Below are 22,115 nucleotides of genomic sequence, written 5' to 3'. Positions count from 1 at the left end.
ATCCAATGCAAGAATTAGGACAAACAGGTTTACAGGTATCACGGATTGCTTTGGGCTGTATGCGCATGGTAGCCCTGTCAGATCAGGAAGCTAGTCGGGTCTTAGAGACCAGTCTGGAAGAGAGAATAAACTTTTTCGATCACGCCGATATTTATGGTGGCGGTCAATCGGAAATCCGCTTTGCCTCTGCCATGAAGGAGCTGGGTATCAGGCGCGAGGACATCATTCTCCAGTCCAAATGCGGTATCCGCAAGGGCTATTTTGATTTTTCAAAAGACTATATTTTGCAGTCGGTTGATGGGATTTTAGAGCGCTTGGATACGGACTATCTGGATGTGCTATGCTTGCACCGACCGGATGCTTTGATGGAGGCAGAGGAGGTAGCTGAGGCCTTCTATTTGCTAGAAAAAGCCGGTAAGGTTCGCCATTTTGGCGTCAGCAACCAGAATATTCACCAGATGGAACTGCTCCAGTCCTATTTGGATAAGCCCTTGGCTGTGAATCAACTCCAGTTGTCGCCTGCCCATACGCCTCTGATTGATGCGGGTCTCCATGTCAATATGAAAGATGATGTGGCTACGATGCGGGATGGTGGACTGATTGATTATTGCCAGCTCAAAAAAGTCACCATTCAGGCTTGGTCACCCTTCTTGATTGACTTACAAAAGGGGATTTTTGCTAACCATCCAGACTATACAGAGCTCAATCGCACCCTTGAGGAAATAGCAGAGCGCTACCATGTTTCACATGAAACCATTGTCGTTGCTTGGATATTACGCCATCCAGCGAAAATTCAAACCATTGTAGGTTCTATGAATCCAGATCGCCTGACAAAGATTGCCCAGGCTAGCCAGATTACCTTAACTAGACCAGAATGGTATGAGATTTACAGAAGTGCAGGGAACATTCTGCCCTAGGAGGAATGTATGAAGTGGGAAATAAAAGCATTTGACCAACTAAGTTTACAGGAACTTTACACTATCTTGACACTTCGGACCAATGTGTTTGTTGTAGAACAAGCTTGTCCCTATCCTGAAGTTGATGGAAAGGATCCAAACTGTCTTCATCTTTTGGGAACTGATGAAAGAGAGTTAGTAGCTTACTTGAGAATCTTGCCAGCTGGTCTAAGTTATGATGAAGTTTCCATCGGTCGTGTGGTCATCAAGCCAAGCCATCGTGGTAAAGGATTGGGTCGGCCAATGATGGAGAAAGCTATTCATTACATTACAAATGAATGGAAAGAAAGTCAAATTAGAATTGGTGCCCAAGCCTATTTAGAAAAATTCTATCAATCACTAGGCTTTAAGCCAGTTTCTGAAGTATATTTGGAGGATGATATTCCGCATTTGGATATGGTATATAGTAAACCAGTCGGTTAGGGCTGGTTTTTCGATTTTTCTCGGCAATTTCCCCCAAAAATTAGCCATTTTATGGTAGAATGAATAGGTATAAAATCAGTAAAAGAGGAAGAATATGAAACGTTCTATGTATGCAGGACGTGTTCGAAAGGAACATGTCGGACAGGAAATTACTTTGAAAGGTTGGGTTGGCCGCCGTCGTGACTTGGGTGGCTTGATTTTCATTGACTTACGTGACCGTGAAGGTATTATGCAATTGGTGATTAATCCTGAGTCAGTTGATGCGGAATTGATGGCAAAAGCAGAGGGACTTCGCTCTGAATTTGTTATTGAGGTGACAGGAACAGTTGTGGAGCGTGAGCAAGCTAATGACAATATCCCAACAGGAGCTGTTGAACTACAAGTATCCGGTTTGACAGTGTTGAACACGGCCAAGACGACTCCATTTGAAATCAAGGACGGGATTGAAGCTAGTGATGATACCCGCCTTCGTTACCGTTATTTGGATCTTCGTCGTCCAGAAATGCTCAACAACTTCAAATTGCGTGCAGCCGTAACCCACAGCATTCGTAACTACCTAGACGAGCTTGAATTTATCGATGTGGAAACACCAATGTTGACCAAGTCAACGCCAGAAGGTGCGCGTGACTACTTGGTGCCATCTCGTGTATCAAAAGGTCATTTCTATGCCCTTCCGCAAAGTCCGCAGATTACTAAGCAGCTCTTGATGAATGCAGGTTTTGACCGCTACTACCAAATCGTTAAGTGTTTCCGTGATGAAGACTTGCGTGGGGACCGTCAACCTGAGTTTACACAGGTGGATTTGGAAACCTCATTCTTGAATGAAGTTGAGATCCAAGACATAGTAGAGGGTTTGATTGCCAAGGTCTTGAAAGATACCAAAGGAATCGATGTGACCTTGCCCTTCCCACGTATGTCCTATGACCATGCGATGAACTTCTATGGTTCTGACAAACCAGATACTCGTTTTGAGATGCTTTTGCAAGACTTGACAGAGGTTGTCAAGGAAGTTGACTTTAAAGTCTTCTCAGAAGCACCAGTTGTCAAAGCCATTGTGGTCAGGGGTGCGGCGGATAGCTACTCACGTAAAGACATTGATAAATTAACAGAATACGCTAAACAATTTGGTGCCAAAGGTCTTGCTTGGGTTAAAGTAGACAAGGGAGAATTAACGGGCCCAGTTGCTAAGTTCTTGACAGACATTACAGCAAACTTGACAGCAAGTTTACAACTTGAAGACAAGGACCTAGTTCTCTTTGTGGCAGATAAATTGGAAGTTGCCAACAATACCTTGGGTGCCTTGCGTAATCGCTTGGCTAAAGAGCAGGGATTGATTGACGAAAGCAAGTTCAACTTCCTCTGGATTGTGGATTGGCCAATGTTTGAGTGGTCTGAAGAAGAAGGTCGCTACATGAGTGCCCACCACCCATTCACCTTGCCTACAGAAGAAACGGCTCATCATTTGGATGGTGATTTGGCACAGGTGCGTGCAGTTGCCTACGATATTGTCTTGAATGGTTATGAGTTGGGCGGCGGTAGCCTTCGTATCAACCAAAAAGACATGCAAGAACGGATGTTCAAGGCTCTTGGTTTCTCAGCTGAGGATGCCCATGAGCAGTTTGGTTTCTTGCTCGAAGCTATGGACTACGGTTTCCCACCACACGGTGGCTTGGCTATCGGTTTGGACCGTTTTGTCATGCTCTTGGCAGGTGAGGACAATATCCGTGAAGTAATTGCCTTTCCGAAGAATAACAAGGCATCTGATCCGATGACACAGGCACCAAGTACGGTTGCATCAGCTCAATTAGAGGAATTGGCTTTAGATATTACACTTGAAAATGAATAAATTTTTCAGAAAACAGCGTGTTCTTTTCTTAAGAAAGGCCAGAAAGAATAAATTTTGGTCAGTTATTTCGGGGATTTCTCGAGAAAAATATGCAGAACGGATATCGGGGTCCATTATTTATGGACTCCTATCTAGTATTGCGGTGAATTTTTTCTTTCGACCAGGGAATGTCTATTCGTCTGGAGTTACTGGTCTTGCACAGATTGTTTCTGCTCTGGTAGCTTCTTACGCTGGTTGGAATGTATCGATTGCGGTGGTTTACTACGGCCTGAACATTCCCTTGCTTATCTTAGCTTGGTATAAAATTGGTTATAAATTTACTATCTTTACCTTTATTACGGTATCCTTCAGTTCTTTCTTTATCCAATTTATGCCGCCAGTTACCCTGACGACAGACCCTTTAGTCAATGCTATTTTTGGTGGTCTCATGCTGGGAACTGGGATTGGATTTGCGCTTAGGAACAATGTATCTAGTGGTGGTACTGATATTGTCTCTATTATTATTCGCAAGAAGACGGGACGTCAAGTTGGCTCCATTTCCTTGATTGTCAACATTATGATTATGTTGATTGCAGGGATGACCTTTGGCTGGCAATATGCCCTATATTCAATGGTTGCGCTGTTCATCTCCAGTCGCATGACAGATGCGATTTTCGTGAAACAAAAACGGATGCAGGCCATGATTATTACAGATCATCCTGAACGAGTCATTAAGAAAATCCATAAGAAGCTTAATCGCGGTGTGACCATTATCAATGGTGCTGAGGGTGCTTATAACCATGAGCAAAAGACGGTTTTAATTACCATCATCACGCGAGCTGAATTCAGTGAGTTTAAGCAAATCATGAAAAAAGCGGACCCACAAGCCTTTGTTTCAGTAGCAGACAATGTCAATATTATTGGACGGTTTGTGGAAAGTGACTGATTGACAAAAAACTACATATAGGAGTACAATAGTATTTGTATTCTATATGTAGTGTTTTTCTTCGGAGAGGAGACTTATGAAACCAACCGTTTACCTAGTTTATATTAGCCTGAGTGGCAATACAGAGAGTTTTGTCAAACGCCTGAAAGACTTTTTCCAGTTCCAGACCGACTGGCAGGTGGAGACTGTTCATGTCAAAGACCTGGTCAAGCAGGACATTCCCTTTTACCAGCTGGATGCTCCTTTTGTCGCCTTTCTTCCTACTTATCTGGAGGGCGGAAATGGAGTCGATAACGGAGATGTGGAGATTCTGACCAATCCTTTAGGCGATTTTATCGCTTTTGGGGACAATGCAGAGCTCTGTCTGGGTGTGGTTGGTTCAGGCAATCGCAATTTCAACAACCAATATTGCTTGACCGCCAAGCAATACGCCGAGCGATTTGGCTTTCCTGTGATTGATAACTTCGAACTTCGAGGTATGCAGAATGATATTGAGAGAATTGGTCGGAAAATCATAGACTTAATGTAAGATGAACAACCCAGTCAAGAACTGGGTTGCTTTATATCATGCAAAAAACTCACCAGCATAAGCTGATGAGTTCTAAGGAGATATGAAAAATATTTAGGATTGTTTATAGTATAACCGAGTTTATCCAAAATGAAATCGGTCTCAGGTCCTATTTATCTTCCAAAATACAAATACTTTGTCCAGCAAGCGTGATTTGTTGGGCTTTTTTATCGTCAACGGGTGGGAAGCTGAAACGAATGGTTTGTTTTTCCTCATTTTCAAAAACAAAATCGCTGTCCGCAAAGTTGATAATAAACTGGATAGTCTTGTCGCCATTTGTGACTTGATAGCGGAGGACATACTCAGTCAACCAGTAGAAGTCACAGGTTTCTTGGATGGTTTCATAGCTGTTCTGGCTGAGAATTGGATTGTCCTTACGGAAGGCAATTAACTCTTGAATAAATTGAATATGTTCCTTATAACGAATTGCTCGTGTCCAGTCTAGGCGATTGATTCTATCCGGAATATTGTAGCTATTATCAATCTCATCTTTGGTACGGAAGAATTCTTGTCCGCTATGGATAAAGGCCATCCCTTGAGAAATGAGGACCAATTGTAGACCAAAGCTAGCAGCTCGTTTTTGTTGCTGAGGTGTCCAGTCGGGATGTTCAATATGGAAGTAGTCAAAGGCAGTCGCATTGTCATGACACTCGATGTAGTTAAGTGATTGTTGCGGTGTGATGAAGTGGCTGTAGCGGCTTCCAGTCAGGAGATGTTGCACTTTTTCGTGTAGTTGTTTGTCAACTAGACGGGTAGGGTTGAGCAATAGTTTCTTAAAGGTATCACGATAGTCATCGTTGAAGAAACTCACTTCTGGGAGCTGGTCTGCATTGTACTGGTGGGCCAGTTTTTCATAGTCTAGACCAGTTGCCATCTTCCACCCTTCGCCATAGAGATAGATATTTGGATGAATGGCTAACAATTCTTCTTGGATTTGGTTGATGGTTTGGATGTCCAAAATGCCCATCAAGTCGAAACGGAAGCCATCAAAACCATAGATACTAGTCCATTGGCGGAGGGATTGCTTGATGTAGTTTCGGACCATGCTGCGTTCGCTAGCGACATCGTTGCCGCAGAAGGTACCATCCGTCCGCATACCATGCTCGTTGTAACGGTAGAAATAACCAGGGACAATTAGCTCGAATGCGTATTTCTCAGCATGATAAACATGGTTGTAAACAACGTCCATATTGACGGAAATATCGGCATCGTGATAGGCTTGGATAGCTTCTTGGAGTTCTAGAATGCGGGCATAGGGATCATCTGGTAGGCTGGAGAAGGAGCCTTCTGGCAGGTTGTACTGCATAGGGTCGTAACCCCAGTTATAAACAGCTTGGGGTTTGTTTTCATCTACGCTACCAAAATCGTAAACAGGAAGAAGCTGAATATGGGTAACGCCCAGATTTTTGATATAGTCCATTCCCAGTTTCATACCGTCCAAGACAGGTGATTCGGTCAGACCGAGGAATTGACTACGGTGTTTGAAGCCAGCTTCTGTCTGCCAAGAGAAGTCGCGGACACTCATTTCATAGACAATAGCTTGAGAAATCGGTCGTTGGGTCTTGGCGCGACGAACCTTGTGGAGTTTATTTGGGTTGATGACATAGCTATCGCCAGAGTTTGCCTTGGAAGAAAGGGCATAGGGGTCATGAACAGAAATCCATTCGCCATTGACTTTGTGGAGATAGTGGTAGCTTTGACTGTCCAAATCACCCTCTACTGTGACCTGCCAGACGCCTTTTGAACCCTTTGTCATGGTGTATGGTGTCCCCTCAAGGACTAAAAATACCTGCTTGGAGATAGGTGCCCAGAGTTTGAAACTTGTGGACTGAGGGCTATAAGTTGTCCCCAAATCACTGCCATCATAGGTATAGTTTTGTTCAAAAATAGCAGAGCGGACAATATGACCATAGCCTAGCTCCGTTTTATTGCGGTCTTGGTCGTAAATGACATAGTCCTTGTCCAAATTTAAGGCGTGTAGACTGGTCAGATAGTAGAGAACCAAGTTTTCTACCTCTAGACAGGAATGAATGAAAAGTTGAGATGTCGCATCGTCGGACTCGAGGGAAAAACTCATGTGCTCGGTATCAAATCGTTTTTCCATAACCAAGCGAATAGTAGCTACATCATCTAGAAATGCTTGAAATTGTCGTAATGCCATGAGCCGAACGGCTCCTTTCTAAGTTAAAGTTCAGTAATCGTATGCGGAATGACACGACGGTAGCAAACCTGCTTGTCTTCCTTATTGTCGCTGATGATTTGGTGCAGGGTATTGAAGGCCACACGTCCTAGTTTGATAGCGTGGACATCGACATAGGCTTCAATATCCAATTTTGGTTTGACAGAGTCAAAGGAGATGATAGGGAGTTTTGTACCGACTTCGTTGAGGTATTTGACAATCCCTTCTGCCACCATGGTATCGGTTGTGACGATAGCATCAATATCTTGTTTGAGTAATTTTTTTGAAATCTTGTAGGAACTGTCTTCCAATAGGAAACCAGACACAAACTTGACCTTGTTTTCATCAAGAGGGATATTATGAGATTTGAGGGCGTTTTTATAGCCAGTATAGCGGTCTTGGGAAACGACTAATTCCCTGTTCCCAGCGACAAAGGCAATATTCTTGTAGCCCTTATTGATAAAGTAATTGGTCGCTTCAAATCCAGCCTGGATATTGTCATTGTCGACTAGGGAGATAAATGGAGAATCTGCCTTACCGAGAATGAGGAAGGGAAACTTATGCTGAATGGCTAACTGGACCAGTGGGTCATCTGGCTTGGAATAAAGGAAAATTAGACCATCAACCCGTTTTCCGTAGACCATCTGAGAAATAGCCTCCAATCGCTGCTCTTCATTTTTTCCCGTAGAAATTTGGATTGCATAATTGTGGTCAGCAGCCACCTGTGAAATGCCACGCAGGGCTGTTGGGAAGAAAGGGTTTTGGTAGAAGATATCAGAATCTTCAGGAAGTATCAAGCCAATCACTTGTGTGTAGCTGGAAACCAGACTACGAGCATTGAGATTTGGGTGGTAGTTAAGGTCCGCCATAGCCTTTCTAACTAGGTCTTTGGTTTTTTGACTAATAGAAGAGCTGTTTTGGATGACGCGGGTCACCGTAGACGGCGACACACCAGCCAGTTTGGCTACGTCCTTGATGGTTGCACGCATAGGAACCTCCTAAAGTTGATTACGGAATTTTGTTTTGAAAAATACCCACAAGAGACAGAGGACAAAGAGGATATTTTGAATGGTTAAGATAGTTGTTACAGGCTGACCAAAGAGTCCAATCAAGCAGGCAATCAGACTTGGCACACCCAGGCAATTCAGGGCGAAGTTATAGCACTCCTTGAAGGTTTCAAAGTGGAAGAAACGAGATTTCTTGGTCAGATAGAGAAAGAGACTGGCCCCCAAGAGGATAAAGAGTAGATTGGCTGCCAAGATAAAGCTTGATACCAGGCTGATACCCAGCCCAATCAAAGCCTTGTTTGCCTGGTACCAATTTTTAGAGATGGCCTTGGTTAGCTTTTCCTTACTAGAAAAATCATCGGCGGTCATGCCAGTGTAACCCAGCTCAGCCAAGGTATCGCTGCCCTTGCGAATGGTCAGCATGTCCTGGCCAAATTGATAGGAAAAATCCGAGCTCTGGCTGACTTGATTGCCAAAGGTGATTTGGTCTGAAATGCCCTGTCCTGTGTAGGTCAATTGATTGTTTTCCAGCTGGCTATGTTGCTGTAAATCCTCGACCACCTGGTCTGTCAGTGGTGCATAAACACCCTCGACAAAATTGTCCAAAGGATAGCTTTCTAGACTCAAGGTCTGTAAGGAAGTCGGCAGGACCAAGAGGGCCACCAAAAAGACGGTGGTAAAGAGACGCTGCCAGAGAGTCAGCAAGCGACGGTTATCAAACATTTTCCGAGCAGAGAAAATACTGGAAAAATAAGAAAATGGATAGGGCAGCATGGAGTGTCCTTTCTAGGAAGAAGTGTCTATGGTTGAGTCTGTATCTGAACAGCCTTGGTTTCTCGATCAAGTCAAGGCAAAGGATATGACCGAAAAAGGGAAAAGGTGGGATAAGGTACTACCCCTTATCACCACCGCTAGTTAAACCAGATACAAAGTTCTTTTGTAGGAAGAAGAATAGAATACTGATTGGGAGGGCGATGAGAACAGCCCCTGCTGCAAAATAGGCAACCTTGAGGTTTTTCACATCTGAGATGAAGGTTTGCAGACCAACGGCAACAGTATAGAATTCTTTTTCACGAAGCAAGAATTTGGAGAGGATGTAATCTCCAAATGGTCCCATGAAGGCCCAGAGTGCTTGTACGGCAATCATTGGGCGTACCAATGGCAGAACGATTTGCCAGAAACGTCTGAAGTGACCAGCACCGTCCAGTTTTGCAGATTCATCCAGAGAGATTGGCACTGTATCGAAGTAGCCTTTCATGAGCCAAGCGTTCATCGGGATACCACCACCAACATAGAGGAAGATGAGGAACCAGCTTTGGTTGAGTGCATTGAGCATGAGGGCCATAACGAAGAAGGCTGTCAGAGCGGCCATGGTTGGCACCATTTGAATAATCAGGAAGAAGACCAAACTCTGCTTACGAGCGATGAAATTATAGCGACTGTAAGCGTATCCCGCTAGTACCACTATACTGGTTTGGATAAGCATTGTCAAAACCGCGATAATCAGCGTGTTGAGGTACCAGGTACCGTAGAGAGTTTCGGTAAAGAGTCCCTTGAAATTGTCCAAGGTAAGTGCTATCGGTTCTAACTTGAAGGCTACCACGTTCCCTGATTTAAAGGCAGACATAATGGTAATCAAGAGAGGATAGATGATAATAATAGACAGGGCAATCAGATAGAGATAGGTCAGGGTTTGCCCTAGTTTGCGTTTGAAACTTACTGACATTTTCATCTTATACATCCTCCATTTCAAAAGCATTTAATTTCTTGAAGGCAATCATGGAAATACTGATGACAATCATGGAAATAATCAAGGTTACGGCAGCCGCCATTGAGTATTGTGGAGCTGTACCTGTGGTCAATTTGTAAATCCAAGAAATCAAGATATCGGTTGAACCAGCACCACCACCGACACTACCAGGACCACCATTGTTAAAGAGATAGATGATCGAGAAGTTGTTGAAGTTGAAGGTGTACTGACTGATCAGAGTAGGAGCAGCCACTGCCAAGATCATTGGCAAGGTAATGCTACGGAATTTTTGAATGGCACTTGCACCATCAATGTAGGCAGCCTCGTACAAATCGTTTGGAATAGATTGCAAAATACCCAAGGTCAAGACATAGATATAAGGGAAACCAAGCCAGGCCTGCATCATGATCAGGGCTACTTTTGTCCAAAACGGATCGGTCTTCCACGGAATCAGGAAATTATCGATAAATGGCAAGAATTTGCTGAGGAAAGGCAAGACCTGAGTGTTGATAGCGCCGACACTATCGTTGAACATGTTACTGAAGGTCAAGATAGTCACAAAGGCAGGTACTGCCCAAGGGAGCAAGAAGATAACACCGAAGATGCGTTTGCCCTTGATAAATGGCTGGTTGGCAACGATAGCCGTAAAGATACCAATGACAATCTGTGCTGTTGATGCTGCCAGAGCCCAGATAATGGTCCAACCAAGGACAGAACCGAAGGCGGCACGGAAGGTGCTGAGTTTCCAAATATTGCTAAAGTTGGTAAAGCCAATCCAGTCTAGAAGAGCACCTGGTGGCAGGTGTTGGAAGTCGTAGTTGGTAAAGGCGATGAAAAGAGTCACCACAACCGGGAAGATGATAGCAAAGGTCATGGCAATGTAAGACGGAATAATCAAGAGATAGGGGAAACCATTCTCATAGATGCCTTTGATCATGTCCTGCAGGCTTGTCGCTACTGGTAGACCAGCATTCCAGCGTTTGGCTGTAGAGTGGGCATCCTTTAGGTTTAGGGCGTAGAAAGCAAGATAGACAACTGTAATGATGAGGTGGAAGGAACCACGGATCAACATGAAGAGGGAGTTGTCACGGCCGCGTTGGCTACCAAGGGTAATCAAGTTTCCAATTTCTCCACCTGCTATTGCAATGAAGTAGACTAGAAAAGCGGCAGTTACACCCAGGAAGATGTAGCCTTTGGCTTTCTGCTTGTTGTAAATCTGTCCCAGTCCAGGAAGGAGGGACATCAGGAGGGCTTTGGTTGGGTTTTGTTTCATATCATAGTCTCCTTAGGTGTTATGGTTATTTGACAGAAGAACCGAGTGCTTCAGTCCTTTTGTGAAACAACCATTACTGGTTATTTCTAACAAAAAAGTGGGGCTAGGCCGCTTGCCCAGCCCTACTTCTATGGTTGATTAGTTGCTGTATTTTTGAGCGATTGTATCTTCAATCAATTTCACAGCGTCAGTTGCAGCTGTTTTAGCGTCTTTTGCACCGCTTGCTGCTTCGAAGAGCATGTTAGCAGCTGGTTCCCAAACTGTGCTCATTTCTGAGATGTTTGGCATTGGTTGAGCTGATGCGAATTGGTTGATAACCGCTGTAGTCAACTCATCGTTTTTGCCAACTGCGTATTCACGAGCTTCTGTGTTAGCAGGAATTTCGTTGGTTGCATCGTAGAAGGCTTTTTGTTGGTCAGTTGATGTCAAGAAATCAACGAGTTTTTGTGCCAATTCAGGGTTTTTAGAACCTGAAGGAACGATCCAAGCTTTACCACCACCGAATGCAGTATACTGTTTGCCGTCAGCAAGAGTTGGGATAGTTGCTACACCGTAATTGAGGCCTGCGTCTTTGTAAGATGCTGCTTTCCAAGGACCTTCGATGATTGCTGCTGCCTTACCGTCTGTGAATTGTGTGTTGATCAAGTTATTAGCAGCTGAACTGTCTTGGAGACCTTGAGGCCATTTTTCATACCAAGTTTTAGCGTATTCAATCGCCTTGATAGCACCGTCGTTAGCCAAACCGATGTCTTTTGGATCCGTACCGTTAGCACCAAATACATAACCGCCGTAACCGCCAAGCAAACCGTAAGTGTAGTAGAAGTTTGTCCAGTCAGCTAGGAAGGCAGTTGTTTTACCATCTTCCCCTTCAAAAGCGTACTTGCTGTCTTCTGCCAATTTTTCAAGATCCGCAAAGGTTTTTGGAGCTTCTGACAAGAGGTCTTTGTTATAGTAAAGAACCAATGTCTCGATAACAGCTGGTGATCCGTAAACCTTACCACCGTTGCTTACAAGTGCTTTAGTCGTATCGTCTGTCTTGCTAGTGTCAGCCAATGTCAACTCAGACAATTGACCTTCTGAACCAAGGCTACCTACGCGGTCGTATGGTGCCATCATGACGTCTGGAGCCGAACCAGATTGGTTGTCCAATGAAAGGTTGTCAAGACCTGTGAGGGCATCACCTGTTTTAACTGTAACGGTTACACCATTTTCTTCTTCAAAGGCAGCTTTGGCTTCGTTAATGTAGCTTTCGTACTGACCTTCAACGTAGATGGTCAATTCTTTTCCTGCTTCAGCAGAATCAGATGAGCTTGACGAGCTTGAATTTGAACAAGCAGCCAAAACAGCAGTTGATGCAGCGAGAAGAGCAACGCTCTTGAGCAAATTGAGTTTCATATTATTCCCTCCAAGAATAAAGTTTTGATGTTATCGCTTGCTTGTGCAAACGATTTCCTAACGTGAATTAATTATACACCATTATAAAAACGTTTGCAAGCGTTTTTATAAAAATTTTTAAAAATTTTTTTCTGCTAATGAATTTAGCACAGAAAAAGCCTTTTATTATCACTCTTTAGAGTTCGAAGCTGGTGATTTATTGAGCAAATTTTCATAGGAATTTTTGAAAGAACTTGATTTGTTACCGTTTACATAGTATAATAGATGGCAAGCAATCGTTTGCGCCCTGACGCAGATAACCATTCATTATAAAGGAGAAAAATATGAAAGTGAGACAAAGTGGAGTACTCATGCACATTTCATCATTGCCAGGTGCCTATGGCATCGGCTCCATGGGGAAATCAGCCTATGAATTTGTAGACTTTTTGGTACGAACCAAGCAACGTTACTGGCAGATTTTGCCATTGGGAACCACCAGTTACGGTGATTCTCCCTATCAATCATTTTCAGCCTTTGCAGGGAATACGCACTTTATTGACTTGGACCTACTGATTGAAGAGGGCTGGTTGACAGAGAAAGATGTGCAGGGTATTGACTTTGGTCAGAGTGCAAAAGAAGTAGATTATGCCAAAGTTTTTACTGCCCGCCGTCCGATTTTGGAGCAGGTTGTTGCCAGTATGAAAGAGGCTGGTTTGCCACAAGACTATTGGAATTTCTTGGGTGAAAATGATTTTTGGATCCATACTTTTGCAGAATATATGGCTATCAAGGAGCATTTTGACAACAAGTCCTGGATTGATTGGGAGGATCAGGGGGCACGTTTGCGCTATCATGATACCTTGGAATACTACCGTCATCTCTTGGTGGAACGCATCGATTACCACCGCATCACCCAGTATTTATTCTTTAAGCAGTGGCAGGCTTTGAAGGCTTACGCCAATGCCAAAGGGATTGAGTTTGTTGGGGATATGCCCATTTATATCGCGGCAGATTCTGCTGATATGTGGGCCAATCCACATTTCTTTAAGACGGACGAAGAAGGGAAACCGAGCGTAGTTGCGGGTTGTCCACCAGATGCCTTTTCAGAAATCGGTCAGCTTTGGGGCAATCCGATTTACGATTGGGAGGCCATGAAAGCAGATGGTTTTACTTGGTGGGTTGCTCGTTTGCGCGAATCCTTTAAAATCTACGATATGGTCCGCATCGACCACTTTATCGGCTTTGCCTCTTTCTGGGAAATTCCTGCGGGCGAAGAAACGGCTGTCAACGGCTATCGTGTTGAGGCGCCGGGCTTTGAATTGTTCGATACCATAAAACGCGAGCTGGGCGATTTGAATATCATCGCGGAAGATTTGGGCTCTGTCACAGATAAGGTGATTCAATTACGCGATTGGACTGGTTTCCCAGGCATGAAAGTCTTGCAGTTTGCCTTCGACCCTGAGGGTGACAGCATTGAGATGCCGCACAACCACCGCAATAATGTTGTTGCCTATACAGGCACCCACGATAACGATACAATTAGCGGTTGGTACGAAAGGGAAACAACCCCAGAATCCAGAGCGTTCTTAGACAAATACAGCAATCGATCAGTAGGTGAAAGTATCCACCATGCCCTCTTCCGTCTTCTCTTTGGCTCACCAGCCTTTATGACGATTGTGACCATGCAAGATTTGCTAGAATTGGACGGGACTGCCCGCATGAACCTACCAAACACCCTCGGTGGTAACTGGACTTGGCGAATGACAGCAGACCAGCTGACACCAGCAGTAGAAGCCAACTTGCTGGACTTGACCGTCACCTACCGACGTGAGAATGTTCTTGTAACAGCTAGTGAATAAGAAACCACAGGAACATCAGCTTAGGCTGGTGTTTTTTGTAAAGTCTTGCAAGATGTGGTATACTGTTTAGGTAAGGATAAATAGGTGCAGTGGGGGGCTGGTATGGATTTAGGACAAAAAATCGAGCAACTGAGGCTAGAAAAGGGACTGAGCCGTCCAGATTTTTGTGGAGATGAATCCGAGTTGACGGTACGGCAATTAGCTCGGATAGAAAGTGGTCAATCGCAGCCTTCTATACCTAAGTTAGAGTACATTGCCCAGCGTTTAGGCATTCCAGCCTATAGCCTGATGCCAGACTATAAGGAATTGCCACAAGGTTATTTGGAACTCAAGTACAAGTTGTTGCGGGAGCCGATATATAATAAGGTCGAGGTGTTGGATAAACAGGATGGGTATATCGAAACCATATATAATACCTATTTTGAAGAACTACCTAAGACTGAGCAGCTTATCTGTGAGGCTATGCAGGCTATGGTTGATATGGTGCGGACCAATCAACCAGATTATGCAGTAGCTCTATTGACAGAAAACTTACCACTTCTTATGGCAAAGAAAGTGTGTGATGTCAATGACTTGATTCTTATTCGGCTCTTTTTTGTCCAGCAAACAATAGGAGAGAATACAGTCAGTAGAGTTCAAAACAACTTTGAATCTATCTCGTATTTAATGAAAAAACTAGCCAACAGTCAGACATTTGTTCGATTAGAAGATACTTTTTATTTAAGAGATGCGATTATCTCAGGGCTTGCCTGCTTTGAACTGATAGAATATTATGACGATGCCCCTATCTATATTGATTGTCTTCGTGGAATAATGGAAGAGACGCAAGATTATCAAAAGAAACCTCTCTTGTTTATGCTGGAATGGAAAGCGGCTTTGAAATTAGAGGAAGATTATGAAAAAGCTGAAAAAGTCTACCAGTCAGCCAAATCGTTTGCTCAGGTCATTGGAAATGACTATCTGGCACAGAAATTAGCAGAGGAGTGGCAGAAGGATTTGAAAAAATATTGGTAGGAGGAGGGGTGACATGCTTTTAGGGCAAAAAATCGAGCAACTGAGGCTAGAAAAGGGGCTGAGCCGTCCAGATTTTTGCGGAGATGAATCCGAGTTGACGGTACGGCAATTAGCTCGGATAGAAAGTGGTCAATCGCAGCCCTCTATTCCAAAGTTAGAGTACATTTCCCAGCGTTTAGGCATTCCAGCCTATAGCCTAATGCCAGACTATAAGGAATTGCCACAAGGCTATCTGGAGCTCAAGTATAAGTTGTTGCGGGAGCCGATATATAATAAGGTCGAGGTGTTGGATAAAAAGGAACAATACCTTGATGAAATAGAAGAACTGTATTGTGAACAATTACCACCAGAGGAAACGGTGTGGGTTGAAACGTCAAGGGCGATTTTGGATGTTATTCGCACACAACATCCAGAATATGCGGTAGCCTTATTAGAAACGTATTTACCTGAACTTGAGGAGAAAGAAGTCTTTTCGTTGAAGGATTTAGAACTGATTAGTCTGTATTTCGTCAGTGTATTTGCACATATAAAAAACAAGAAAAATCAGTTATCAGAAATTGGCAAGTTGCAATCGTTCTTATTGCGTTTAATAAAGCATGTCAATCTTGTTCAGCCAGAGCAATTATTTCTTCTGAGTAATGTTATTTTTTCAGGTCTGGCTTGTTTGGATATGCTGGAGTCTTATGAATTTTTTGACCTTTATATTGCTTGTCTTCAAGAAATAATGGAGAAAACACAGGATTTTCAAAAGAAACCTATTTTACTTATGTTGCATTGGAAACATGCTCTTGTTGTGGAGAATAAGTATAGTTTGGCAGAAGGGTTCTATCAAAAAGCAAAACTATTTGCTGATATGATTGAAGATGCACATTTGGTAACCATGTTAGAAAAGCAATGGCAAGAAGATTTGAAAAAATATTTGTAACTATAATTTATTGGTGACATAAATGTCATCGCTGAAAGACCTAAAAGATGAGATTGTTCGTCTTTTAGGTCTTTTTCTATCTCTTTATTACTTTTTAGGGTTTGAAGAGTATTTTTTGATGACATTGCTGTCATTGGTGATTTTGTAGAAAGTAGATATACTCATAATGTAAAAAAAATTAAAGGAGTTAAGAAAGTATGTTTGGCTATTTCAAAATTTTGGATATTTCAGGTTGGTGGATAAAGAGAGGATAGAAAATGAGATGTATTTTTGAAAAGGTGTATATTCCGTGAAAGGAATTAGACCTAAAGAATAAACAATAAAACAGAAAAAACAAAAGGAGAAAATTAAAATGAAAAAAATTGGTAAATGGTTGGCACTTGGTGCTGTTGTCGCTGGTATTGCAGTAGCTCCGTCGGCTTCTGCTGTTTCAGTTGTAAAATCGTATCGCTATGACGTTAATAAGTACACAGGTGGCAGAAGTAATTATCACAGTTATCAATATTTAAATATTCCAAACTGGTCCCGTTATGCTGGTTCTAACCGTATCTTTATCAGTCAAGGTTGGAACTATACAAGGTATCAACACATTAACTACTATTCAGGTGGTTACTAAGATTTTCGGCAGGAGAGAAAATCTCTCCTGCACTTTTTATGAGAGGTGAGGATAATGACTTTAGAGATTAAAAACATGACCATTGCGACACGGCACCCTGTTTTGACGAATTTTTCCTATCAATTCCACAAGGGGAACTTGTACGGCATTGTAGCTACCAACGGTTCTGGAAAGACAACATTTTTCAGAACGGTGGCAGGTTTGCTGGCTCCACTTGCTGGTCGGTCGAGTTGGTCTAGCACTGTTGGTCATCCAAATAGGGACTTGTTTTACTATGAAACGAGCGAATGGTTTGAGGGAAATCTTTCTGGTCTGGACTATTTACGATTTGTCAAACAGACTTGGCAGTCTTCGGTGGATATTGACCAAGTGATTGCCTACTGGGAAATGGAGGACTATGTCCACCTACCTATTCGCCAGTATTCACTGGGGATGAAACAACGGGTCTTGATTGCCATGTATATGGTCAGCGATGCGACCTATCTGTTGATGGATGAGATTACCAATGGTTTGGATGAAGCGAGTCGAAAACTTTTCTTTAAAGCCTTGCACCAACTTTGTCAAGAGGACAAAATGATTATCTTGACCTCTCATTATAAAGAGGACATTGAAGAATATTGCCATGTGACCTTGAAACTGGTCAATGAAACCATGCAGGAGGTGGACTGATGACTTACAAGAAATTTCTATTTGCTCAATTAGTAAAGAATAAGTTGACCTATGTACCTCTAGTGCTATTGTTGCTTGCTTGTTTGGGAACCTTATTCCTCAATCATCAGGCCTCACAAGCCAATAACCTAGGGGCACAAATTCGACAGAATCAACGGACCAATGCCCAAGCTATCGAGGAAAATAAGGCTCGTTTGGAGAGTCTGGATCCAGAATCGGAGGAATACCTTTATGTTTCAAAAAGCATAGAAGATGGGCAAGCAATTATTGTCTCGGATGAAGAGTTTCTAAAGGCTTTTACAGCTGGTCAATGGGACCAAGTCTATGACCGTCAGCTAGATTATCTGTCGTCTGCCAAGGCTTCCTTGGAAGCTCATAGTCCTGAAAAGGATGTTTTGGATGCTTTGGATAGGGAGATTGCGTATTATACGGCTCTTTCTACGATTGATTTACCGTTTGAGGATACCCATTTCCCACATACAGCCTTTCAATTTCTCCCGTCCTTGTTTACCTACATCTTCCCTGCCCTCCTTCCTGTCGGAATCGCCTTTGTCTTGACCAATGTTTATGGAGGTGCCTATGCTGGGAAATTGGACAAGTATCGGATGTTGCCCCTGTTTAGAGGACAACGTATGGTGCAGGAATTAGCAGTTGGCTTTGTTTTTTCTCTTTTGCTATTTGCCTTGGTTTCTATCACGTCTTTCTTAGTGGCAGGTTTGGTATTTGGTTTTGGAAGTCTTCAGTACCCAACTCTTGCTTACAGTTTGGATAGTTTCACGCTTTCTTTTGTGACGGTTAGTTCGGTCCTCCTGCCGACCTTGCTTCTACAAGTCCTCTCCCTTGTCTTCATTAGTAGTCTTGTCTATCTGATCAGCTTGGTGACTAAGAATCGCATGACAGCCCTCTTTTTGTCCACAGTTAGCTTATTTGCGTTGGTCTGGCTACCAAGTCTGCTCAATCCCCTCTTCAAAATTGCTCATCTGCTCCCGACGACCTATATGAGAAGTTTTGAAATTGCAACAGGTGTCTTCCAAAAAAGCATTGAAAACCATACATTGAGATGGGACATGGGAATTCCTGTTATTCTAGTCTGGACTGGACTTATTATTGGTCTGTCCTATGTGTTTTTGGGAAGAACAGATAAGATATAGAAGGAGATTGGACGTACGGAGCAGCAAATGGTGGTGCCTATTCAAACTATTACCACGGTAGTCGCTACCATAGTTCAACAGTGGTAAGTCGATGGACTGGAGCCTCAAGTAAAGGGTATGCACAGGCAGGACAGACCTCTCGTGCATGGATTAGTACAAAACTTGGAGAGCAAGCAGCTTTCTATTATAACTATTAACACAGTACACTTTGCTTGGAACTACTCTTGTAGTTCCAAGCAATTCTTTGGAGGAGATGATGAAACGTTTATTTATTCTAGTGTCGACTGTATTGGTAGCGATTTACCTGGGTATTTCTTTGGCTGGTCAGGTTAGTCTTGTAGAGTTTGGTTCTTATCAGGCAGTGGATGTCATCGGGAAAGATACCAATAGACAGACAGCCAATCGTGACCAGGTGACAGAGGTCTTGACCGACTTGGCAGAGGAACATAAGAGTGTGATTGCTAGACGGATTGTCGAGCCTAATGCTTCTGGGGAAACCAGTTTTACCTACGCCATCTATGGTAGCGGACAGGTTCCAGAAGGTTTGACCGTTTCCTCCAAGGAAAGTGCTGAAACCAGCGACTTGGTTAGTACTTATCTGATTGTTTCAGGAGATTTGGACAACCAAGTCTTGAAAGAAAGCTTGGAATCACTGGGTTACAGTGGCATGGTCCATCATGGCTATTCTCTCTTTAGCATCTTCCTATCCACAGTTGTTTCAGAAGTAGCCATGCTGAGTTTCTTTGTCTTTCTCTTGACCTTCATGGCTCTCACCTTAATCTATCGGATTAAGACCTTACGATTTGCAGGAATTCGTCTGATTTCAGGTGAAAGTTTCTTACAGGTGGTGGCTCGACCTTTATGGGAGGATATTCGTCAGATTGTGATGGCTACATCGGTGGGGGCTATAATCGGACCTCTTATTCTCTATCTTCAAGCTGGATTTTTACTATCCATCTTGCAGGTCTTTTTCCTGGGGCTTTTCCTCTATGCATTGGCTCTTGCTAGTATTTCTGTCCTACTTAGCCTAGTGTATTTCCTGGGGTTGAGGCAAAATAGCTTGGTTGATTTGCTCAAGGGAAAACTTCCTCTCAAACGGATGTTGGCTATGATGATGGTTGGGCAACTTCTGGCTATTTTGGTAGTAGGTTTTAGCTCTAGCCGTCTATTGCAGGGCTATCAGGAAATTCGCTTGCTTGAACAGGCACAGGAAGAATGGGCATTGAGAGATGATTATTACAAATCTGTTTTTAGTTACAGCTCTGCTATGATGACCGAGGAGGAAGTGGCCCAGCAGAATAAAAAGTGGCGAGAGTTTGCGAAAGTACAGCTAGAGACGACAGAAGCCCTCTTTGTGAAAAGCAATGTCGACCAGTACGCCTTCGGTGGCGAGGTGGATCCTGAGGGCAATCGCCTGACGGATTATAATCCTCGTGGCAATGTCATCTACGTATCTCCTCGCTATCTGACAGAGCAGGGAGTGATGGTAGACCAAGCCTTCTTGGAGGAAATGAATCATCTGAGCCTGGGTGAGTATGGTTTGATTTTACCAGCTAGCTTGCGAGAACAAGCTGAGCAAGTACAAAATATGTTCCAGACAGAATTAGAGGCATTTTCCCGACAAAGCCTAGAAAGTAACAGCCAACAGATGTTCGCTACCAAGATAAGTCTGGCCTTTACAGACAGTGGTCAAGAGCGGTTTCTCTACAATGATGGCGATCGGAGCCAGACCCAATATCTGACAGACCCGATTATTGTTGTTTTGACTCCTGAGTCAACAGGTGCGACACCAGTTTCGGATATGTTCTGGGGTACTAGTCTGGATTTAGGGATGAAGTTTGTAGGCTATGAGGCGACTATTGAAGTCATGAAAGAGCAGGGTGTTTATAACTGGGTATCTTATTTGGTGAATCAGCGGTTGGCCTTTGTCAGCGTTTTGAACACCAAGCGAACAGAGTTTTATTCGCTTCTCATCGGTACAGTATTGACACTGGCAACGGCTGTTTTGCTTTTTGATGCGATGAGTTTGCTCTATTTTGAACAATTCAGACGAGAGCTGTTTATCAAGCGTTTGGCCGGAATGACCTTCTATGAACTTCATGGATCTTACCTCCTAGGCCAAGCTGGTGTGTTTGTACTGGGCTTGCTGGTATCAACTTGGTTGACAGGAGATGTGGTTATGAGCGGTCTGACTGTAGGCTTGCTCACCTTAAATGCCCTGGTCATACTGGGAAGACAAGATAAGAAAGAACAAACTGCCAACGTAGCAGTGTTGAAAGGACAATAAAATGATTGAAATTCAGGGATTGGAAAAGCGATTTGAAGAACGGGAGATTTTTTCAAACTTACATCTGACGTTGGAAAGGGGCAAGGTCTATGCTTTAATTGGAAAAAGCGGTAGCGGAAAGACTACCTTGCTAAATATGCTGGCCAAGTTGGAAAAAGCTGACGGCGGACGGATTGATTATCAGGGTCAAGATTTGTCGAAGCTAGCTTCCCAGCAGTTCTTTCGAGATCACATGGGCTACCTCTTCCAAACGATTGGTCTCCTGGATAATCAATCAATCGGAGACAATTTAGACTTGGGATTTGTCGGACAGAAGGTCAAAAAAGAGCAGCGGCAGCGACTACAAAATGAAGCTTTGGAGCAGGTGAACTTGGGCTACTTAGACTTAGAACAAAAGGTTTATACCTTATCGGGAGGTGAAGCCCAGAGGGTTGCCTTGGCCAAGCTTATCTTAAAAAATCCACCACTGATTTTGGCCGATGAACCGACTGCGGCACTCGACCCCAAAAATTCAGAAGAGGTCATGCAACTCTTGACAGGGCTAAAAAATGACAACCGTGTGATTGTCATTGCGACTCATAACCCTGCTGTCTGGGAAAAAGCAGATGTGGTCATTGACATGAAGGAGATTGGACATGGATAAAAAATTTCACTACTATAGAGTTCCAGAATATACGATCGGACGTAGAAAGATGGATATGCTGGTCATTGAAAATTTAACGGATAAGTTGATGTTGTATCAAGTTCGGGTAAATGGTTACTTGCTGGACTTTGTCAGTGCAGAGGGGCACGTAATCAGACGTTATAGACTGAAGGATTTGCCCTTGGATGTCGAATTAACCGTGGCAGATGTGGAAGACGATGTGGATTTGACCTTACCGGAAAATCTGACCTACCGCCAATTTGATTTTTTCCAAAATATTGCCTCTAAATAAAAATCATCTCCTCTAGGTCGAACTTAGAGGAGATTGTTCTTATTTCTTCTGTTTACGGACATAGAGCCAGTAGCTGACCCACTAATAAATCAGGTAGAGCAGCCAAGCTAGAACCGCAAGAGCCAGTAGGCTGTTCAGGACCTTGGAGACGCTTGGGAGAAGCCAGTTTATCAGCAAAGTTGTTACAAAAATCGCTATTCCCGCATAAGTCGGTAATTTTTTCATCTCAAAGGCAAATTTCAATTCCGAGTTAGCCACCTATAAGAAATTCTCTCGGTGACTTGTAGCCCAAACATTTTTTGGGATAGTTATTGATCCAATTTTCGATAAAAGCGATTTCTTTCGGGGTCGTTTTTGT

General features: G+C 43.3%; 20 protein-coding genes and 2 pseudogenes. 15 read left to right on the top strand and 7 right to left on the bottom strand.

Annotated elements, in window-relative coordinates:
* Nucleotides 1–5: 5 nt before the first annotated feature.
* The 5 genes from ACVC7T_RS06155 (at nt 6) to nrdI (ending at nt 4,679) form a co-directional block, all read left to right on the top strand.
* Complete coding sequence (locus ACVC7T_RS06155) at nt 6–917, top strand: aldo/keto reductase (protein WP_105160380.1); 912 nt, start codon at nt 6–8, stop codon at nt 915–917.
* A 9-nt stretch (nt 918–926) separates the two neighbouring features.
* Complete coding sequence (locus ACVC7T_RS06150) at nt 927–1,379, top strand: GNAT family N-acetyltransferase (protein WP_447262647.1); 453 nt, start codon at nt 927–929, stop codon at nt 1,377–1,379.
* A gap of 94 nt (nt 1,380–1,473) precedes the next feature.
* Nucleotides 1,474–3,225 carry an aspartate--tRNA ligase gene (gene aspS, locus ACVC7T_RS06145; protein WP_105110262.1) on the top strand — a complete coding sequence of 584 codons (1,752 nt, stop codon included), beginning with the start codon at nt 1,474–1,476 and terminating at the stop codon, nt 3,223–3,225.
* On the top strand, nt 3,212–4,150 hold the full coding sequence (locus ACVC7T_RS06140; RefSeq protein WP_447262646.1) for a YitT family protein: 939 nt from the start codon (nt 3,212–3,214) through the stop codon (nt 4,148–4,150). Before aspS ends, ACVC7T_RS06140 begins: the two co-directional genes overlap by 14 nt.
* Before the next feature lie 76 nt (nt 4,151–4,226).
* On the top strand, nt 4,227–4,679 hold the full coding sequence (gene nrdI / locus ACVC7T_RS06135; RefSeq protein WP_447262645.1) for a class Ib ribonucleoside-diphosphate reductase assembly flavoprotein NrdI: 453 nt from the start codon (nt 4,227–4,229) through the stop codon (nt 4,677–4,679).
* 148 nt (nt 4,680–4,827) lie between these two features.
* Here the strand turns inward: nrdI and pulA are convergent, their stop codons facing one another.
* From pulA to ACVC7T_RS06105, 6 genes are all read right to left on the bottom strand, one after another.
* Complete coding sequence (gene pulA / locus ACVC7T_RS06130; RefSeq protein ID WP_447262644.1) at nt 4,828–6,879, bottom strand: type I pullulanase; 2,052 nt, start codon at nt 6,877–6,879, stop codon at nt 4,828–4,830.
* Between the two features lie 23 nt (nt 6,880–6,902).
* Complete coding sequence (locus ACVC7T_RS06125) at nt 6,903–7,886, bottom strand: LacI family DNA-binding transcriptional regulator (RefSeq protein ID WP_105110258.1); 984 nt, start codon at nt 7,884–7,886, stop codon at nt 6,903–6,905.
* Between the two features lie 9 nt (nt 7,887–7,895).
* Entirely contained in the window at nt 7,896–8,678 is a 783-nt protein-coding gene (locus ACVC7T_RS06120) for a hypothetical protein (protein WP_105122415.1), read from the bottom strand.
* Nucleotides 8,679–8,796: 118 nt separating this feature from the next.
* Nucleotides 8,797–9,636, bottom strand: a complete 840-nt coding sequence (locus tag ACVC7T_RS06115) for a sugar ABC transporter permease (protein ID WP_105110256.1) — start codon at nt 9,634–9,636, stop codon at nt 8,797–8,799.
* A gap of 1 nt (nt 9,637) precedes the next feature.
* The gene (locus ACVC7T_RS06110) at nt 9,638–10,927 is read right to left on the bottom strand and encodes a sugar ABC transporter permease (protein WP_105122414.1); all 1,290 of its coding nucleotides are present in this window, start codon (nt 10,925–10,927) and stop codon (nt 9,638–9,640) included.
* 138 nt (nt 10,928–11,065) lie between these two features.
* Nucleotides 11,066–12,322, bottom strand: a complete 1,257-nt coding sequence (locus tag ACVC7T_RS06105) for an extracellular solute-binding protein (protein ID WP_105110255.1) — start codon at nt 12,320–12,322, stop codon at nt 11,066–11,068.
* A 323-nt stretch (nt 12,323–12,645) separates the two neighbouring features.
* On the opposite strand from ACVC7T_RS06105, the gene malQ reads away from it, so the two are divergent.
* From malQ to ACVC7T_RS06055, 10 genes and pseudogenes are all read left to right on the top strand, one after another.
* Nucleotides 12,646–14,160 (top strand): 4-alpha-glucanotransferase, encoded by a 1,515-nt coding sequence (gene malQ / locus ACVC7T_RS06100; protein ID WP_105160474.1) that lies wholly within the window; start codon nt 12,646–12,648, stop codon nt 14,158–14,160.
* 102 nt (nt 14,161–14,262) lie between these two features.
* Nucleotides 14,263–15,174, top strand: coding sequence for a helix-turn-helix domain-containing protein (locus tag ACVC7T_RS06095; protein ID WP_105160475.1), 912 nt, complete (start codon nt 14,263–14,265; stop codon nt 15,172–15,174).
* A gap of 13 nt (nt 15,175–15,187) precedes the next feature.
* Complete coding sequence (locus ACVC7T_RS06090; protein WP_447262643.1) at nt 15,188–16,099, top strand: XRE family transcriptional regulator; 912 nt, start codon at nt 15,188–15,190, stop codon at nt 16,097–16,099.
* A gap of 352 nt (nt 16,100–16,451) precedes the next feature.
* Entirely contained in the window at nt 16,452–16,715 is a 264-nt protein-coding gene (locus tag ACVC7T_RS06085) for a hypothetical protein (RefSeq protein ID WP_447262642.1), read from the top strand.
* Nucleotides 16,716–16,769: 54 nt separating this feature from the next.
* Complete coding sequence (locus ACVC7T_RS06080) at nt 16,770–17,384, top strand: ABC transporter ATP-binding protein (protein WP_447262641.1); 615 nt, start codon at nt 16,770–16,772, stop codon at nt 17,382–17,384.
* Nucleotides 17,384–18,535 carry a hypothetical protein gene (locus tag ACVC7T_RS06075; protein ID WP_105160477.1) on the top strand — a complete coding sequence of 384 codons (1,152 nt, stop codon included), beginning with the start codon at nt 17,384–17,386 and terminating at the stop codon, nt 18,533–18,535. The genes ACVC7T_RS06080 and ACVC7T_RS06075 overlap by 1 nt, the downstream gene beginning before the upstream one ends.
* A gap of 2 nt (nt 18,536–18,537) precedes the next feature.
* Nucleotides 18,538–18,732 (top strand): annotated as a pseudogene (locus tag ACVC7T_RS06070) (lactococcin 972 family bacteriocin); the annotation flags it as partial.
* Nucleotides 18,733–18,791: 59 nt separating this feature from the next.
* Nucleotides 18,792–20,822 carry a bacteriocin-associated integral membrane family protein gene (locus ACVC7T_RS06065; RefSeq protein ID WP_105110249.1) on the top strand — a complete coding sequence of 677 codons (2,031 nt, stop codon included), beginning with the start codon at nt 18,792–18,794 and terminating at the stop codon, nt 20,820–20,822.
* A gap of 1 nt (nt 20,823) precedes the next feature.
* Nucleotides 20,824–21,465: an ABC transporter ATP-binding protein gene (locus ACVC7T_RS06060; RefSeq protein ID WP_105110248.1), complete on the top strand. Its 642-nt coding sequence runs from the start codon at nt 20,824–20,826 to the stop codon at nt 21,463–21,465.
* Entirely contained in the window at nt 21,458–21,757 is a 300-nt protein-coding gene (locus tag ACVC7T_RS06055; protein WP_105110247.1) for a hypothetical protein, read from the top strand. Before ACVC7T_RS06060 ends, ACVC7T_RS06055 begins: the two co-directional genes overlap by 8 nt.
* Before the next feature lie 250 nt (nt 21,758–22,007).
* Here ACVC7T_RS06055 and ACVC7T_RS06050 read toward each other — a convergent pair.
* Nucleotides 22,008–22,115 (bottom strand): annotated as a pseudogene (locus tag ACVC7T_RS06050) (IS30 family transposase); the annotation flags it as partial.

The organism is Streptococcus sp. P25B114 (assembly GCF_053010325.1).
This window is presented reverse-complemented; position numbering and strand designations above follow the sequence as displayed.